Origin of the sequence: Phycicoccus sp. Soil803 (assembly GCF_001429685.1) — a bacterium.
GTDB lineage: Bacteria > Actinomycetota > Actinomycetes > Actinomycetales > Dermatophilaceae > Pedococcus.
The window spans coordinates 4,321,313-4,338,255 of the sequence record NZ_LMST01000001.1; the positions used below are offsets into that span (position 1 = coordinate 4,321,313).

At 71.5% G+C, this 16,943-nt stretch carries 12 protein-coding genes and 1 tRNA gene; 8 read left to right on the top strand and 5 right to left on the bottom strand.

Translation table 11 applies throughout. The features are described from left to right. Positions 1-31 precede the first annotated feature (31 nt). The 7 genes from ASG95_RS20065 to ASG95_RS20095 all read left to right on the top strand — a co-directional run bounded on the left by ASG95_RS20065 (position 32) and on the right by ASG95_RS20095 (position 8,212). A complete protein-coding gene (locus tag ASG95_RS20065) occupies positions 32-1,393 on the top strand; it encodes a PLP-dependent aminotransferase family protein (protein WP_057378586.1) in 1,362 nt (453 codons plus the stop codon). 318 nt (positions 1,394-1,711) lie between these two features. Continuing rightward, positions 1,712-1,796, top strand: a tRNA-Ser gene (locus ASG95_RS20070). A 193-nt stretch (positions 1,797-1,989) separates the two neighbouring features. After that, positions 1,990-2,322, top strand: coding sequence for a hypothetical protein (locus ASG95_RS20075; protein WP_057378587.1), 333 nt, complete (start codon positions 1,990-1,992; stop codon positions 2,320-2,322). Between the two features lie 607 nt (positions 2,323-2,929). Then, positions 2,930-4,555 (top strand): S8/S53 family peptidase, encoded by a 1,626-nt coding sequence (locus ASG95_RS20080; RefSeq protein ID WP_057378588.1) that lies wholly within the window; start codon positions 2,930-2,932, stop codon positions 4,553-4,555. Then, positions 4,555-5,148 carry an RNA polymerase sigma factor gene (locus ASG95_RS20085; protein WP_057379034.1) on the top strand — a complete coding sequence of 198 codons (594 nt, stop codon included), beginning with the start codon at positions 4,555-4,557 and terminating at the stop codon, positions 5,146-5,148. The genes ASG95_RS20080 and ASG95_RS20085 overlap by 1 nt, the downstream gene beginning before the upstream one ends. Next, on the top strand, positions 5,145-5,645 hold the full coding sequence (locus ASG95_RS20090; protein WP_157582314.1) for a hypothetical protein: 501 nt from the start codon (positions 5,145-5,147) through the stop codon (positions 5,643-5,645). Before ASG95_RS20085 ends, ASG95_RS20090 begins: the two co-directional genes overlap by 4 nt. Positions 5,646-5,686: 41 nt before the next feature. Further along, positions 5,687-8,212, top strand: a complete 2,526-nt coding sequence (locus tag ASG95_RS20095; protein ID WP_057378589.1) for a CHAT domain-containing protein — start codon at positions 5,687-5,689, stop codon at positions 8,210-8,212. On the opposite strand, the gene cysE is transcribed toward ASG95_RS20095, so the two are convergent. Continuing rightward, on the bottom strand, positions 8,173-8,772 hold the full coding sequence (gene cysE, locus ASG95_RS20100; protein WP_057378590.1) for a serine O-acetyltransferase: 600 nt from the start codon (positions 8,770-8,772) through the stop codon (positions 8,173-8,175). The genes ASG95_RS20095 and cysE overlap by 40 nt on opposite strands. A 62-nt stretch (positions 8,773-8,834) precedes the next feature. Next, the gene (gene cysK, locus ASG95_RS20105; RefSeq protein ID WP_056921492.1) at positions 8,835-9,761 is read right to left on the bottom strand and encodes a cysteine synthase A; all 927 of its coding nucleotides are present in this window, start codon (positions 9,759-9,761) and stop codon (positions 8,835-8,837) included. 273 nt (positions 9,762-10,034) lie between these two features. Between cysK and ASG95_RS20110 the strand changes: the two genes are divergently transcribed. After that, positions 10,035-12,383: a (Fe-S)-binding protein gene (locus ASG95_RS20110; RefSeq protein ID WP_057379035.1), complete on the top strand. Its 2,349-nt coding sequence runs from the start codon at positions 10,035-10,037 to the stop codon at positions 12,381-12,383. 133 nt (positions 12,384-12,516) lie between these two features. On the opposite strand, the gene ASG95_RS20115 is transcribed toward ASG95_RS20110, so the two are convergent. The 3 genes from ASG95_RS20115 to ASG95_RS20125 form a co-directional block, all read right to left on the bottom strand. Then, positions 12,517-13,278 carry a 1-acyl-sn-glycerol-3-phosphate acyltransferase gene (locus tag ASG95_RS20115; RefSeq protein WP_082592964.1) on the bottom strand — a complete coding sequence of 254 codons (762 nt, stop codon included), beginning with the start codon at positions 13,276-13,278 and terminating at the stop codon, positions 12,517-12,519. 37 nt (positions 13,279-13,315) lie between these two features. After that, complete coding sequence (locus tag ASG95_RS20120) at positions 13,316-15,733, bottom strand: LuxR C-terminal-related transcriptional regulator (RefSeq protein ID WP_057378591.1); 2,418 nt, start codon at positions 15,731-15,733, stop codon at positions 13,316-13,318. 280 nt (positions 15,734-16,013) lie between these two features. After that, positions 16,014-16,943 carry an ABC transporter substrate-binding protein gene (locus tag ASG95_RS20125; protein WP_235544072.1) on the bottom strand — a complete coding sequence of 310 codons (930 nt, stop codon included), beginning with the start codon at positions 16,941-16,943 and terminating at the stop codon, positions 16,014-16,016.

Sequence of the window (16,943 nt, forward strand, 5' to 3'; positions counted from 1 at the left end):
ACACAATCTCACTATTGCTATGGTACAAAACATGACCGCCGTCCTCTCCGCCCTCGAGCAACGCCTCGACCACCCCACCGCGAAGGGCCTCGCGCATGCCGTCTCGGCGGCGATCCGGGACGGCGAGCTGGTGGCGGGCGACCGGCTTCCCCCGATCCGGACGGTCGCCGCGCAGCTGGCGCTGTCGCCCACCACGGTGAGCGCGGCCTGGGCGCTGCTCGCGCGGTCGGGTGCCGTCCACGCCGACGGGCGGCGGGGCACCACCATCCTCGACCAGGGCGGGGCCACGGGAGGGCGCTACCGCCAGGCCCTTCGCCACGAGGCGGCCTTCACCCTCGACCTGTCCACGGGGGTGCCCGATCCCGCGCTGCTGCCGTCGCTCGGCGCGGTGCTCGCGCAGCTCACCTCGGCCCCGACGACCGGCAGCTACCTCGACGACCCGGTGCTGCCGGCCCTCGCGGACACCCTTCGCGAGGACTGGCCGTATGCCGCAGCCAATCTGGCCGTCGTCGACGGGGCGATGGACGCGATGGACCTCATCGTGCGGACGACGCTGCGGTTCGGTGACCGCGTCGTGGTGGAGGACCCTGGGTTCCCGCCGCTGGTCGACCTCCTCGAGTCCGTCGGTGTGCAGCTCGTCGGCGTGCCGCTCGACGACGAGGGACTCGAGCTCAGCGCGCTCGAGGACGCCCTGCGCGAGCCGGTGGCCGCCGTCTTCCTCCAGCCCCGCGCCCAGAACCCGGTCGGCGTCACCATCACCACCGCACGGGCCGAGGCCATCGCAGCCCTGCTCGACGGCACCGACACCCTGGTGGTGGAGGACGACTCGGCCGCCGGGCTGTCCGCGGAGGCGCTCGTGAGCCTGGGTCGCTGGCGACCCGAGCACACGGCATACATCCGGTCGTTCTCGAAGTCGCACGGACCGGACCTGCGGCTCGCGGCGCTCAGTGCTCCGGCGGCGCTGCACCGGGCGCTGACCGCCCGCCGCGAACTGGGGCAGGGCTGGTCGAGCCGGCTGCTGCAGCAGGTGCTCCTCGGGCTGCTCACCAGCGAGACCGCCCGCACCGAGGTGGCCCGGGCCTCCGTCACGTATGCCGCGCGGCGGGCGCACGTGGTCGACGCGCTGGCCGCCCGTGGTGTCGTGGTGCCCGGGACCGAGGGGATCAACATCTGGGTGCCGGTGCACGACGAGACCGCCGCGGTCGTCCGGCTCGCCAGCAGGGGGATCGGAGTGGCGGCTGGGGCGCCGTTCCGGCTGGGCGCTGCCGAGGTCGGGGGCACCGACGGGCACGTGCGGGTCACGGTGGGGGCCGCGACCGGGGACCTCGACGCGGTCGCGGACGCGCTGGCCGACGCGGCGCTGGCCGGGGGCCGGCAGGGCCGCGCACGCTGAGCTGCCAGGTCCGGAGCCGGGACGGCGCGAAGGCCGGGCTGCAGGGTTGCCCGGCCTTCGGCCCGCCGCCCGAAAGCGGACGTCTCATCTCCCCCCACCGCGAACGCTAGTCGCGAGGCCGTGACTTCAGGATCCTTCAATTCGCGTATGAGTGGCGTCGAATTGGTTGGGTCGCGGCCCGAACTATGCTGCGATTCAACACATTTCGGACCGCAATCGATTTTGCGACCACCTGCTTCGTGGCGTGTCGTCGCCCTTCCTCCACGGTACTCGCTCCCGGCGGGATGGGAAGGTCTGGAATAGTTGGCGCGCACGCCGGGCGGGTTCGCATAGTGGCCTAGTGCAGTCGCCTTGAAAGCGACCAGAGGGCAACCTCTCGTGGGTTCAAATCCCACACCCGCCGCCCACGAGTCCCAGCTTTGTCGGGTCATGCAGGAACGTTGACCCTCGCTCGACTTCATCACCCGAGCGAGGGTCAACCTTGGTGCCAGACCCGATGGAGCTGGGGACGGGGCGAAAGCTCGGGCGGGTCGCTGACCAGCGGGTTTGTGCGAATCATGGGTTAGGGTCGAAGCCCCGACCGAAGGATGCGAACCATGGCAAAGCTCTCGTTCCTCGCCGGTCTCGCTGCGGGCTACGTGCTCGGGGCGAAGGCCGGTCAGAAGCGCTACCAGCAGATCAAGACCCAGGCCGACCGCGTCTGGGGCAGCGAGCCCGTGCAGGCGCGGGTCGACACCGTGAAGCAGGCGGTCAAGGAGCAGGCGCCCGTCGTCGCGGCCAAGCTCGGCGACGCGGCGAAGACCGCGGGTGCCAGCGCCCGCGAGCGCTTCACCGGTGAGGATCTCCCCGAGACCCTGCACCGGGGGACCGACGGTCGGCTGCACGCCGACACGACCGGGTTCGGCCCGGGCCCCGGCAAGCTCCCCTGACCACGAGACCTCAGCTTTATCGGGTCCTGGGACAAAGGGCGGCTTCACCCGGAAACCTTTCCCGGGTGAAGCGGACACTTCTCCCTAGACCCGATAAAGGTGGGACGGGCGCGCAGCACGAAACGGCACGGCATACGAGGTCTTGTATGCCGTGCCGTTCCTGTGTTGCTGGGCTCAACGGCGTCGCCGAGAAGGTCGGGCCTGGCGCGTGCTGGGAACCCCTGACCAGCACCTTCCTCGACCTGACCTACTCGGCGACGCGCCCCGAGGGGCGGGACGGCAGCACGCCCCCACGACCTGCCGTCCGGTCCGCTGGCACCCCTGTGCCCAGCGGCCCTCCATCTGCCTGACCCGTCGCCCCCTGCGACGGATCCTGCATGACACGAGGCTTCCTTTCGTTGTGCCCACCTTGTCCCCCGACCAGGTCTGACAGTGGACAAGAGCGGGGGCGCCGGACCCTGATACATCCCCGCCGAAAGTTTTTTCCGGACCAGAATCTCGGGGCTGTCCGGTATCACCCGACCCGTCGGCTTCTCCTGTCAGATGAAGCGATCCCTCACTACGCTGAACACTGCACTTCGTGGTCGGCACCACCTCAGGAGAACCAATGGCCGCATCGACTCCCCCGCCGCCGTCAGGGCCGGGGCCCACGCCCTCGGTCGCGATCCCGCGCTCGGCGGCCCGGCGCCTCGACGTGCGCGTGCTCGACCCCGCGAAGGCGGTGCGCCTCGACGGTGACGACGCCCTGGAGCCGACCTTGTATGCCGGCAACCGACTGCTCGTGCGTGGCCTCGCCACCCGTTCGGCGCAGGGTCCGATCAGCTCGTTGTCCGCGATCGCCGAGCGGCTGGGCTACTCGGTCGAGACGCGCCGCGACGAGCGGTTCGAGGCGTTGGTCGAGCAGTACGAGCTCGGCGCGCAGGTCGACGAGGCGGTCTCGACGATGGTCGAGTTCCGGCCGCTCCCGAACCGGCCGGTCGTCGCTCCCGACGCCTGGCTGATCCTCCAGACCTTGCGCGCCGAGGACCCGGAGTCGGCCAAGGCCGTCAGCCTCAGCCACATCGTCACCGCGGCCGGCTACGGCTCGGGCGTGGGTTACGGCTCAGGGGTGGGTTACGGCTCAGGAGTCGGCTACGGCTCGGGCGTGGGTTACGGGTCCGGGGTCGGCTACGGCTCCGGAGTCGGTGACGACGAGGTCGCCATGCCCGGCGGTGGACCGTCGCCGCGCCTACCCGTGGTCTGGGCCGCGCCGGCGCCCGCGCCCACCCAGAAGTCGGGGCCCGTCGTGGCCCTGCTCGACACCGGGCTGGGCCAGCACCCGTGGTTCGCCGACCGCGTCATCCGTGACGTGGAGGTCGACGGGTTGCCGATCGGTCTGCGGTTCACCCCCGCCGACGACCCCGAGCTGACCGGGTGCACCCTCGACCGCGTCAACGGCGTGCTCGACCCGCTGGCCGGGCACGGCACCTTCATCGCGGGCGTGGTGCGCCAGCACTGCCCCGATGCCGTCCTGATGATCGTCCCGGTGATGCACGGTGACGGCGTCACCGACGAGGCGTTCCTCGTGGAGACGCTGAGCCTGCTCTACGTGCGCCAGCTGCTGGCCCACTCCGGCAGGGGCAAGGGGCCGGCCGTCGACGTGCTGTCGCTCTCGCTGGGCTACTACCACGAGACCCCGGGCGCCTTCGACGACGAGCCGGCCTTCTCCAGCGTGCTGCGGGCGCTCGCCAGCACCGGGGTGGCGGTGGTCGCCGCGGCCGGGAACGGCGGCACCAACCGGGAGTTCTACCCCGCGGCGTTCGCCGTTGCGGGCGGCTACGACCACCCGATCACCAGCGTCGGGTCGCACAACCCCGACGGCCACACGGTGTCGATCTACTCCAACACCGGGTCCTGGGTGACGGCCTACCGCTGCGGCACGGCCGTGGTCAGCACCATGCCGACGACCTTCGACGGCAGCCTGCGGCCGGTGATCGCCCAGCCAGCGGGACACGACCCGGCCCGGGGCTCGTGCGACCCTGACGACTACTCGAGCGGGTTCGGGCTGTGGAGCGGCACGTCGTTCGCGGCGCCGGCCTACGCCGGGGACGTCGCGGCGACCATGGTGGAGCACGAGTGCTCCGACGACGCTGACGTGAAGACCAGGCTCGACCTGCTCGGCCGGGTCCGCGCCGCGATCGCGGAGCGCACCTCGCTCAAGGGGCGCCGGGCCGCCAAGGAGGGAGAGCGGTGATGCACGCAGAAGGAGGCACCCGCAGCCTTGCCGAGCTGGCCGCCAACGCGTTCAGCGACTACCGCGACGGCCGTCCCGAGGCGATGTCCGAGCTGGTCGACAGCACGACCTCGCTGCTCTGGCACACCGCCCGCGCCCAGGGACTCTCGGCCGCGCAGGCCGAGGACGTCGTCCAGAACACCTGGCTGTCACTCGTGCAGCACGCATCGGGGATCACCGACCCCCGGGGCGTCCTGAAGTGGCTGCTCACGACCACCCGCCGCGAGGCGTGGGCGGTGTCGAAGAAGTCGCGGCGCGAGGACGTGCGCGAGGACATCGGCGATGCGATGCCCGAGGTCCCGACGACGGGCGACGAGCCCGCCGACGCCGTGGTCCGCAGCCAGGAGCAGGGTCTGCTCTGGCGCCACTTCAAGGACCTGCCCGAGCGCTGCCAGCAGCTGCTCCGGGTCATCGCCCTCGCCGAACGGCCCGACTACGTCCAGGTCGCCGATGCGCTGGGCATGCCGGTCGGCAGCATCGGACCGACCCGGGGTCGGTGCCTCGCCAAGCTCAAGCTGGCCCTGCTCGGCGACCCCGGGTGGGCGACGTCATGACCGCCGAACACGACCTGGACGCCCTCGCGGCAGAGCCCATCGACGAGCAGGACCTGCGGGCCCTGGCGACCCTCCGGTCCATCCTGCAGGCGAGCGACCCGGTGCCGAGCGACCTCGCCGAGCGCGCCAAGTTCGCGATGTCGGTCGCCGCGCTGGAGGCCGAGATCGCCGAGATCACCACGACCACGCCCGAGCTGGCCGGGGTCCGCTCGACCGACTACGACCGGGCCGGCACGATCACCTTCTCCAGCGAGCAGCTCAGCGCGATGATCACGATCGAGCTGGTCGAGGGGACCAACGCCCGGCTGAGCGGGTGGGTGACCACCGGCCCGACGCACATCGAGCTGCGGGAGCGCTCGCGCACCCAGGAGACCACGACGGACGACGCGGGTCGGTTCACGTTCACCTCGGTGCAACGCGGGCTCGTCCACCTCGTCATGCGCCGGCTCGACGACCCGCAGAGCCGCCCCGTCATCACGCCAGCCATCGAGATCTGAGGGACGACATCGAGGTTGCTGACCGCCAGGTCGCCGAGCTCTTGGCCCGAGCGCGGAACCTCAACGAGATCGGCAGGTTCCGCGACGCCGAGCGCTCGCTCCGTCGCGCCCTGACGCTGTCCGACGACCTCGACGAGCCCGACCGGGTGCCGACCCGCGCCCGGCTGCTCATCACCCTGGCCTGGCCGACCCTGGCCTTGCACGGGCTCGACCAGGCCCTCGAGATGCTGCAGGAGTCGCGGGCCCAGCACGACTCGCCCCGGCTCCGGGCGCTGAGCTGGATCCAGGAGGCGGTGGTGCACGTCTCCTGCCAGGACTGGCGCTCGGCCCTGGCCGCCCTCGACAAGGTGGGTGACGGACACTCCCTCCTGACTCCTGGCGAGGAGGTGGCGTCCCGCATCAACGGCGGGCTGGCGCACCTGTCGCTGCTCGAGCTCGGCCCGGCGCGAGCCGACCTGGAGACCGCCCTGCGAGTCTGCGTCGAGCACGGGCTGGCCGAGCAGGAGTTCAAGGTCCGCCACAACCTCGGGTGCCTGGAGTACTACGCGGGCCGGCTCCCCCAGGCGATCGAGCTGATGCGCGAGGCCGACGAGATGTCGGTGCCGGTCGGTCGGGTCCGGGCGCAGCACGACCTGGCCCTGGTGCTGCTGGAGGTCGGGCTGCTCGACCAGGCCCGCGAGACCCTCAGCCGCGCCCTCGACGAGACGCGGCGCGACGGCCACCGCCTCGAGGAGGCCGACCTCCGGCTCGACCTCGCCACGACGGCGATGCTGCGCGACGACCTCTCGACCGCGCGTGAGCACCTCGACGCCGCGGTGGCGGCCTTCCGCGCCCGTGGAGCCACCGAGCGCCAGCGCAGTGCCGCCCTGCTGCGCGCCTCGGTCTCCCTGGCCGAGGGAGTGGTGCCGCGCGGCCTCAACCGCACGCTCGCGCCGTGGCTCGACGTCGCCCGGCCGGTCACGCCCGACGAACGCCTCGCGGCGCGGGTCCACGTCGAAGCCCTGTTGTTGAGGGGGCAGGTCGACGACGCCGGGTATGCCGTGCAGAGACTCAGCGGCCGGGTGCGCCAGGGCTTCGCCGCCGACATGCACGACCGGCTCCTTGTCGCGAAAGTCGCTGCGGCACAGGGCAACACCGTCAAGTCGCGGCGCGCGGTACGTGCCGCGATGAACCGGTTGACGGAGCGGCAGGCGCCGAGCCAGAGCGTCGAGATCCGGTCCGCCCTGGCCCTGCACGGTCGGCGGCTCGCCGACTTCGACGTCAACGACGCGCTGGCGAGCGGGTCGGCGCCCCGGGTCTTCGACGCGGTCGAGCGCTGGCGGGCGGTGTCCCACCGCCTCCCGCTGCTCTCCGCACCGCAGGACCAGCGGTCGGCGGAGCTGCTGGCCGAGCTGCGCCAGGCCCGCCGCGAGGGCGTGACCACCGGCCAGGAGGGTGCCCGGCAGCGCGCCCGCGCGGCACGCCTCGAGTGGGAGGTCAGCCGACTCGACTGGACGCGCGTGGAGCAGGACGACGTCGCGGCGGCGGGCGCTCCGCTCGGGCACGGCACCACCCGCGACCTGCTCCGGGCCCGCGGCGAACAGGCCCTCGTGTGGGTGGCCCAGGAAGGCGAGGAGTACGTCCTGGTCGTCGGCGAGCAGGGCAGCCGGCTGCACCACATTGGCCCGGCCGCGGAGGTCGCCGCCCTGGCCGACCGGCTCACCCGCGACCTGCGGGCGCACGCCTTCGCCAGCACCAACCCGACGATGGAGGCCGCCGTGGGACGCGCGGTCGCCGGCTCCGTCGCAGCGCTCGACCAGCGGCTGCTCTCCGACCTCCGCCTCGGCGACGGGCCGGTCGTGGTCGTCCCGGGCCGCACCCTGATGGCGGTGCCGTGGGGCATGCTGCCCAGCCTCGCGGGTCGCCCCGTCACGGTGGCCCCGTCGGTGACCCGATGGGCCACCCCCCTGCTCTCCGCCGGCCCGAGGATCGACGGTGCGCTCGCCGTCACGACCCTGACCGGCCCCCGGCTGCTCCGAGCGGGGGCCGAGGCCGCCGCCGTCGCCCAGACCTGGCGGTCGGTCGGCGCGGACACCGAGGGACACTCGGCCGCGACGGCCCAGTCGGTGCGGGACGCCCTGGTCAGTGGTGGCGTGGTGCACATCGCCGCGCATGGCGCCCACGAGCCGCAGAGCCCGTGGTTCTCCTCGCTGCACATGGCCGACGGTCCGGTCTTCGCCCACGAGCTCCCGCGACCGGCCACCGCGCCGCACGTCGTGCTCTCGGCCTGCGACGTCGGCCGGCTCGACCCCCGACCGGGCGACGAACCGCTCGGTCTCACCGCCGCCCTGCTGGCGCTCGGGGTGCGCAGCGTCGTCGCCCCGGTCGCGCCGGTGTCAGATGTCGTGGCGGAGCAGGCGATGGTGGCCTACCACCAGCAGCTCGCGTCAGGTCGGACCGCCTCCGAGGCCCTGGCCGCAACCCTCGCAGAGCACCCGGCCGCGGGGGCCTTCTGCCTCTTCGGCACCGACTGGCGACCCGACCCCTCTCAGATCCAGAGGGCCGGGTCCTTGAACATCGCCTCGTAGGGGTCCTCGGTCCCGTGCGGGAACCGGACTGTCGCGGGGATCCCGGTGGCGACCGCCCCGGCCGGGATGTCCTTGACCACGACCGAGTTCGCGCCGATCTGCACGTCGTCGCCGATGTGGACCGGGCCGAGGATGCGGGCGCCCGCGCCGATGGTGACGCGGGAGCCCACCGTGGGGTGTCGCTTGACCCGCTGCATCGACCGGCCGCCGAGGGTGACGCCGTGGTAGAGCATCACGTCGTCACCGACCTCGGCGGTCTCGCCGATCACGACGCCCATGCCGTGGTCGATGAAGAACCGGTGACCGATCACCGCGCCGGGGTGGATCTCGACGCCGGTCACCGAGCGCACGAAGGTCATGACGACCCTCGCCACCGGCTTGGTCCACCCGCCGCGCAGCCACAGCCGGTGGGCGAACCGGTACGCCCAGATCGCGTGCAGCCCAGGGGCGTTCAGCGCCACGTCGACCCGCGAGGTCGCGGCCGGGTCGCGCGCGATCGCGGCGTCGAGGTCGTCGACGATGCGATTGCGTGCGCGCCTGGCGTAGAGAGCGAGGGTCATCGGGTTCCGTTGCGGCAGAAGGGTTGTGGCGGGTTCAGGTGCGCTCGGCCATGGTCAGTCGGTCAGTCGAGCAGGTCGGAGAAGAGGATCGTCGAGAGGTAGCGCTCACCGAACGACGGGATGATGACGACGATGGTCTTGCCGGCGTTCTCGGGGCGGGTCGCGACCTGGTTGGCCGCCGCGAGCGCCGCGCCCGACGAGATGCCCACCAGCAGGCCCTCCTCCTTGGCGGCCCGCTTGGCCCACTCGACTGCCGTCTCGGCGTTGATGTCGATGACCTCGTCGTAGATGTCGCGGTCGAGGATCTCGGGGACGAAGTTCGCGCCGATGCCCTGGATCTTGTGCGGGCCGGGCTGTCCGCCGTTGAGGATCGGCGACTCCTCGGGCTCCACCGCGATGATCTGCACCCCGGGCTTGCGCGACTTCAGGACCTGACCGACGCCGGTGATGGTGCCGCCGGTGCCGATCCCCGCGATGACGATGTCGACCTGGCCGTCGGTGTCCTTCCAGATCTCCTCCGCGGTGGTCTTGCGGTGGATCTCGGGGTTGGCCTCGTTGGCGAACTGCTTGGCGAGGATGCCGCCGCGCTCGGCCGCGACCTCCTCCGACTTGGCCACGGCACCCTTCATGCCCAGGGCGCCCTCGGTCAGGATCAGCTCGGCGCCGTAGGCGCGGAGCAGCGCACGCCGCTCCTTCGACATGGTCTCCGGCATGGTGAGGACGACGTTGTAGCCGCGGGCGGCGCCGACCATGGCGAGCGCGATCCCGGTGTTGCCGGACGTCGCCTCGACGATGGTGCCACCGGGCTTGAGCGCCCCGGCCGCCTCGGCGGCGTCGATGATCGAGACGCCGATGCGGTCCTTGACCGAGGAGGCCGGGTTGTAGAACTCGAGCTTCCCGGCGACGATCGCGTCGCTGTCGATCAGCCGGTTGATCCGCACCAGCGGGGTGTTGCCGATGAGCTTGGTGACATCGTCATAGATGGGCATGCGAGCTTCCTTGCGTCGGTATGCCGCGGGCGAGCCGTGGCGCGAGGTCGTGGGCTGTCGTCGGGTTCAGCGAACCCGACGTTATGCATATTCCAACAGATCGTTATGCACCTTGGCAACGAACGCCCGGCAGGCGGGCACCCGGTGGACGCCGCGGGGTCCTCGGAGGCAGCCACGCGGCATACCCCGGCCTGGCAGGGGGGCCGCGACTCACCTTTGATGCTCCTCACACAGACGGTAAGCAGGCGCTTACTGGCCAGTAGAGTGACGATCATGTCTGCGCTCCAGATCGTCGCGCTCGTCGTGTGCCTCGCCGTCGCCCTCACGGGTATCGCCTTGTTCGCGCGGGTGATCGGTGAGTTCCTCGCCGTCTTCCGCCTCGGCCAGCCCGATGCCACCCGCACCGGCGACAAGGGCACCCGCACCGTGACGCTGCTGCGCGAGTTCCTCGGCCACACGCGGATGTCGCGGCTGCCGGTCGTCGCGGTGGCGCACTGGTTCACGATGATCAGCTTCGGGGTGCTGTTCTTCACCCTGCTGAATGCGTTCGGACAGCTGGTCAAGGCGGACTTCACGCTGCCGGTGATCGGGCACTTCTTCCTCTACGAGTGGGTCACCGAGTTCTTCGCGTGGACCGGCCTGGTGGGCATCGTCGCGCTGATGGTGATCCGGCAGAAGAACCACCCGCGCTCGGCCGCCGGCGAGGGTGGTCGGCGGTCGCGGTTCTTCGGGTCGACCTTCTGGCAGGCCTACTACGTGGAGCTGACCATCCTCGGCGTCACGATCTGCATCATCACCCTGCGGGCGCTGGAGTACGCGCTCGACTTCAACGGCGGCACCCAGGGCTTCTCCGGCGTCGGTCACGCCGACGCGCTGCACTACCCGCTGACCGGCTGGCTCGGCGCGATGGTCAAGGGCTGGTCGGTGTCGCGCCTCGAGGACGTCATCGTGGTCGTCGCCGCGGTGAAGATCCTCATCTCGTTCGCGTGGATGATCACCATCTCGCTGCAGCCGACGATGGGGGTCGCGTGGCACCGCTTCCTGGCCTTCTTCAACATCTTCCTCAAGCGGCACGCCGACGGCCGCACCTCGCTCGGCGAGCTCCAGCCGCTCATGGTCAATGGCGAGCCGGTCGACTTCGAGAACATCGAGGACCTCGACGAGGACGCCGCGCTCGGGGTCGGCAAGGTCGAGGACTTCACCTGGAAGGGCCTGCTCGACTTCACCACCTGCACCGAGTGCGGCCGCTGCCAGTCCCAGTGCCCCGCGTGGAACACCGACAAGCCGCTGTCGCCCAAGCTGCTCGTGATGGCGCTGCGCGACCACGCGCACGCCAAGGCGCCGTGGCTGCTCGCCACCGAGGGTGACCGCTCGGGTCTCGGCGAGGGCGCTGCTGCGCTGGCCGAGGTGCCGCTGATCGGCGACACCGGCTACGACATCACCAACCCGCTGGCGGCGTACAACCCGCACGGACCCGACGCCGTGATCGACCAGGACGTGCTGTGGTCCTGCACCACCTGTGGCGCCTGCGTCGAGCAGTGCCCGGTCGACATCGAGCACGTCGACGCGATCGTCGACATGCGCCGCTACCAGAACCTCATCGAGAGCGCGTTCCCGAACGAGCTCAACGGCCTGTTCAAGAACCTCGAGAACAAGGGCAACCCGTGGGGGATGGCCGCCCGGGCCCGGCTCGACTGGGCCAAGGACCTGCCGTTCCCGGTGAAGATCCTGGGCCAGGACGTCGAGTCCGCCGACGACGTCGACTACCTGTTCTGGGTCGGCTGCGCCGGCGCCTACGAGGACCGCGCCAAGAAGACCACCCGCGCCGTCGCCGAGCTGCTCGACCAGGCCGGGGTGTCGTTCGCGATCCTCGGCGACGGCGAGTCCTGCACCGGCGACTCCGCCCGACGGGCCGGAAACGAGTTCCTCTTCCAGATGCTCGCCGCCCAGAACGTCGAGACCCTCAACGAGGTCGGCGCCACCAAGATCGTCGTCACCTGCGCGCACTGCTTCAACACCATCAAGAACGAGTACCCGCAGCTCGGCGGCAAGTACGAGGTGGTCCACCACACCCAGCTGCTCAACCGGCTGGTCCGCGAGAAGAAGCTCGTCCCGGTCGCCCGTCCCGCCGACGTGCCCGGCAAGTCCTCGAACAAGGACGTCGCCTCCACCGCCGAGACGGTGACCTACCACGACCCCTGCTACCTCGGCCGGCACAACGGTGTCTACGCCCCGCCGCGCGAGCTGATCGGCGCCCTGCCCGGGGTCGAGCTGCGCGAGATGGAGCGCACCAAGGAGAAGTCGTTCTGCTGCGGTGCCGGCGGGGCGCGGATGTGGATGGAGGAGAAGCTGGGCACCCGGATCAACACCAACCGCACCGAGGAAGCCATCGGCACCGGCGCCGAGCGGATCGCGATCGGCTGCCCCTTCTGCCGGGTGATGATGTCCGACGGCCTGACCGCCGCCCAGTCCGAGGGCAAGGGCGCGGACGTCGAGGTCGTCGACGTCGCCCAGATGCTGCTCGCCGCGGTCAAGCGCCGCGACGACGGCCAGCCCACCGAGCCCGAGCCGACCGAGCCCACTCCCGACCCCGAGCCGCGCGAGCCGCAGCCCGTCGCCTAGCTCCCCTTCGAGCAACCTTTGCTAGCAAACGTTGCTCGTTCCCGGACACCCTGCAACCTATCCGCGTTCAAGGAACCCTTGCTAGCAAAGGTTCGTCGCGACAGGGGGTATGCCGCGGGGCTGGCTGTGGGGGTCAGCGCGGGGTGTCGGCGCGGCTGACGGCTGCGTCGTCGAGCACGCGGGCGTCGGCGCGGGTCGGCGCCGCGCCGCCCAGGGCGGCCGGCCACCACCACGCGTGGGCCGGGTCGGCCGGTGGCTGCGGGTAGCGCGCGACCAGCTCGTCGACCATCGCGCTCAGTCGGTCGTGCAGTCGGGCGGTGAGGGCTTCGGCATCCTCGCCGGACAGCGGGACGAGGGGCGCCCCGACGACCACCTCGACGGCCTTGCCACGCCGCAGCGAGTAGCGGCCGTCGACGGTGAGGATCCGGTGGATGCCCCAGTGCGCGACCGGGACCAGCGGCGCGCCGGTCGCCAACGCCAGGTAGGCCGCGCCTCGGCGCAGGTCCACGGCGTCCTTCACGACGAAGGCCCGTCCGATGGTCGCCTCGGGGTAGACCCCCACCACCTGGCCGGACCGCAACGCGCGCAGTCCCTGCCTGGCGGCCAGCTCACCGTGCACCCGGTCGACGGGGATGTGGGCCATGCCGCGCATCAGCGGTCCCGACAGGCGCGACCGGAACACCGACTCCTTGGCCATGAACCGCACCAGCCGCCCGCGCTGCACCGCCGCCAGCCCGACGAACATGAAGTCGAGGAAGCTGCTGTGGTTGGCCGCGACGACCACAGCACCGGCTGCGGGCAGGTGCTCGATGCCGGACACCCGGATGCGCAGCCCCAGCGCCCGGAACAGGGCGCGGCACAGCCGGATGACGACGCGGTAGGTGAAGTCGGGCACGGTTGTCATTCGTGGTCGCGCGCCCACTGGTTGTCGCTCAGGCGATCTCGACCATCAACGCGGCGAGCTTGGCACGCGACGCGATCTCGAGCTTGCGGAAGATGTGGCTGAGGTGGGCGTCGACCGTGCGCGGTGACACGAACAGCTGCTCGGCGATCTGGCGGCTGGTCAGCCCCTCGGCGACCAGCTCGGCGACGGCGCGTTCGGCCCGGGTCAGCACCCGCAACGGGGTCGGCGCCTGCTCCACCGAGTCCTGGCTGCCGAGCAGGCCGGTCACCGCGGCCACCCCGGCGGCGGTCAGCTGGCCGGCCGACACCCAACCCGCGGGGCAGTCCTTCGGCGAGCCCGCGGCATACGGCACGCCCGGGCGCTCGCGCCCGACCGCGCGGCGACTGGCGCGCAGTGCCTCGGCCGCCCCGGCGATGGACCGGTATGCCGCCGTGCCCGACTCCGCGGCGATCGCCGCCAACCCGTCGAGGGCGTCGGCCGCACGCAACGGGAGGGGCACCTCGACGGCCCGGCGCAGCACCGACAGGTAGGACGGTCGGGCCTGGGCGGGTTCGCCGAGGGCCATCAGGGCGTCAGCCACGAGCAGCCTGGCCTCGACGGCGTCGCGGCCGAGCTTGCTGCTGTCGGCGAGCACGACGATGTCGGCGGCGCGACCGGCGGCGCGGGTGGCATCGCCCTCCGCGAGCAGCTGGCGCGCGTCCTGGAGCTGCACGACGAGACGCACCGCCCACGGCAGCGCCTCGGTGTCGACCTTGAGCCCCGGTCCACCGGCGACCATGCGGTGCACCGTGTCGGCGAGCAGCGCGATGCGATCCTCGCGGATCTCCTCGGCCTGCGAGCGGGCGAAGGTCGCCAGCGAGGCGGCTTCGACGAGCCGGCCCTGCTCCCAGGCGATCTTGGCCTGGAGGGTGCGGGCCGACAGCGCGATCCAGAGCTCGTCCTCCGGAGGCGAGTCGACAATCAGGGTGGCGAGCTCCTCGGCCTCGGCGAAGTCGCCGGCCGAGACGCAGACGTCCATCAGGGTGCGCCGCACCTGGCGGATGACGTAGGGGTCGCCGCCCCCGAGGTCGAGCGTGCGTTCGGCATCGCGGCGAGCTGACAGGAGGTCGCCCGCGTCGAGGTGCATCTCGGCGCGGATCGCGGCGTTCCGGGCCAGCTCGAGGTCACGGGTCGCGGTGTCGAGCGCGGAGGCGTGCTCCTCCGCGCGATCGAGGAGCCGCAGCCCTTCGTAGGTGCCACGCACCTCGGAGGCGCAGATGCCGGCCCGGCGGGCGAGCTGCGAACCGATGATCGGCGGGCCGTCACCGCTGGCGAGCGCGGCGTCCATCATGTCGAGCGCCTCACGGGCCCGCATCGCGGCGGACAGCGAGGGGAAGGCCCGGTTGGCGATGGCGTAGCCACGCGGTCGGGTCGCCTCGACGGCGCAGGCCTGGCGCACCGTGGAGTCGACGAGGGCGAGCTGGCTGAGGAACGGTTCGTCGGCCGACCCCGCGTTCACTGCCTTGGGCACCACACGGTCGGCCCAGGTGAGGAGTCCTTCGAGGGCCTTCTCCGCGTCGTCGGTCTCGCGGGCCAGGAGACGTCCGGCCTCGCGCATCGGGGGCAGCAGGTCGAACCGTCCGTCCGGCTGCACCTCGACCAGGCTGCGCCGAGCCAGGGCGGCCGCGAGCTGGACTGCCTGCGGGCGCCCCACGCCACACACGTCGGCCAGGACGTCGAGGCCCACCGGGCGACCGATGACGGCCAGCCGGCGGAAGCACGCCTGCTGCGCCGGGTCGAGCAGGTCGTAGGAGGTGCGGACGGCGTCGGCAAGGGTGTTGGTCGGGGAGACGTCGCTGACCCCGACGAGGGCGATCTGGACCGCCAGCTGCTCGATCAGTGAGGGCAGCCCACCACTGGCGCGCAACAGTCCCCGCAGGATGCTGTCGTGCTGGTCGAGGTCGACCGAGTGCCCTCCGGCGGCCGCGACCCGGGCGAGCAGCAGCTCGATGGCCGGCCCCTCCAAGGGTTGCCGCGCCGTCGGCACCGGGAGTGGGGGCACCCGGAGCACCCGCTCGTGCGGTCGCCCCGAGACCGTGGTCGCGGTGCACAGGAGGCGCCAGTCCTCGGCGTCCTCGACCAGGTCGTTGAGCAGCTCGCCCAGGCCTTCGATGGCGTCCACGCCGTCGAGCACGAGCAGGGTCTGGCGACCGTCGAGCGCCCGCTTGAGGGCCAGCGTCGGCGAGTCACCGGGAGCCACCTCGGCATCGAGGGCGTCGAGGCAGGCGGTCACGAGGGAGTCGACGTCCGCTTGCTGGTAACCGGTGACCCAGGCGACCGCACCCTCACCGCTGGCGGTGTGCCGGGCGACGAGCGTCTTCCCGCATCCCGGGGCGCCGGTCAGCGTCACCCACCGGTTGCTGCTGAGCAGGAGCCGAAGGCGTTCGAGGACGTCGTCACGACCCACGCACGGAGTCAGCACCCCGACAGGTTATCCCGTCCGTCAGGGGGAATATCGGTGGTTTCACCGATGCCCGCCCCGGCCCCGCTCCGCCACTCTTGTGGCAACGGAGATCGCGGGATCCGAGGTCACGTGAGGCGCGGAGGGGCGCTTCCCGAGATGGCGGAACTGGGATTGGCAGACCGGGGGGTCATGCCGAAAGGCCGGGTGTGGGTCCGGGGGGACACCACACCCGGCCTTCATCCGTCTCCGAGGAGGATCGGGATCGGTCGGTCAGGGGCTGCTGTCAGGCGAGGCCGGCCTTGGTCAGGAACTCCTTGGCGACCGTGTCGGCGTCCTTCTTGTCGACGACGACCTGCGTGAGCAGGTCGGACAGCGTGGCCGTGTCGAGCTTGGCCGAGACCGCGTTGAGGGCACCCTCGATGGTCGGGTTGCTCTTGCTCTTGGTGATCAGCGGCACGACGTTCTGCGCGGCATACATGTTCTTCGGGTCCTCGAGCGCCACGAGGTCGTTCGCCGCGATGCTCGGGTCGGTGGTGAACAGGTCACCGGCGTCGATCTGGCCGTTCTTCAGGGCAGCGAGCGTGAGCGGGCCACCGGCGTCGAGCGGGCGGAACGCCTTGAACTCCAGGCCGTAGATCTTCTTGAACCCGGGAATGCCGGTGTCGCGGGTCTTCCACTCCGGCGGTCCACCGACGGTGAGCTTGTCGGCCTTGCCGGCGAGGTCGGCGATCGACTTCACACCCAGCTCGTCAGCGCGCGACTTCTTCATCACGAGGGCGTCCTTGTCCTCGGCCGCCGACTTGTCAAGCACGGTCAGCGTGGCCGGGACGGAGGCCTTGAGCTCGGTGTAGACGGCCTCGGCATCGGTGCCGGTCTGGCCCTTCTTGAAGTAGTCACGCAGCACGCCGGTGTACTCGGGGATGAGGTCGATCGACCCGTCCTGGAGCGCCGGGATGTAGGCCTCGCGGGCGCCGATGTTGAGCTTCTTCTCGACCTTGACGCCCTTGGCCTCGAGGGCCCCGGCGTAGATCTCGGCGAGCAGCGCGCTCTCGGGGAAGTCGGCCGAGCCGACCTTGATGGTGCTGCTGGCAGCCCCGCCCGAGCTCGAGCTGGAGGTGGTGGCAAGCGGGTCGCCACCGGAGTTGCCGCACGCAGCGGTGGCCATGAGGGCCGCCGCCGTGGCGATGGTCAGGGTGATCTTGGTGAGCTTCAC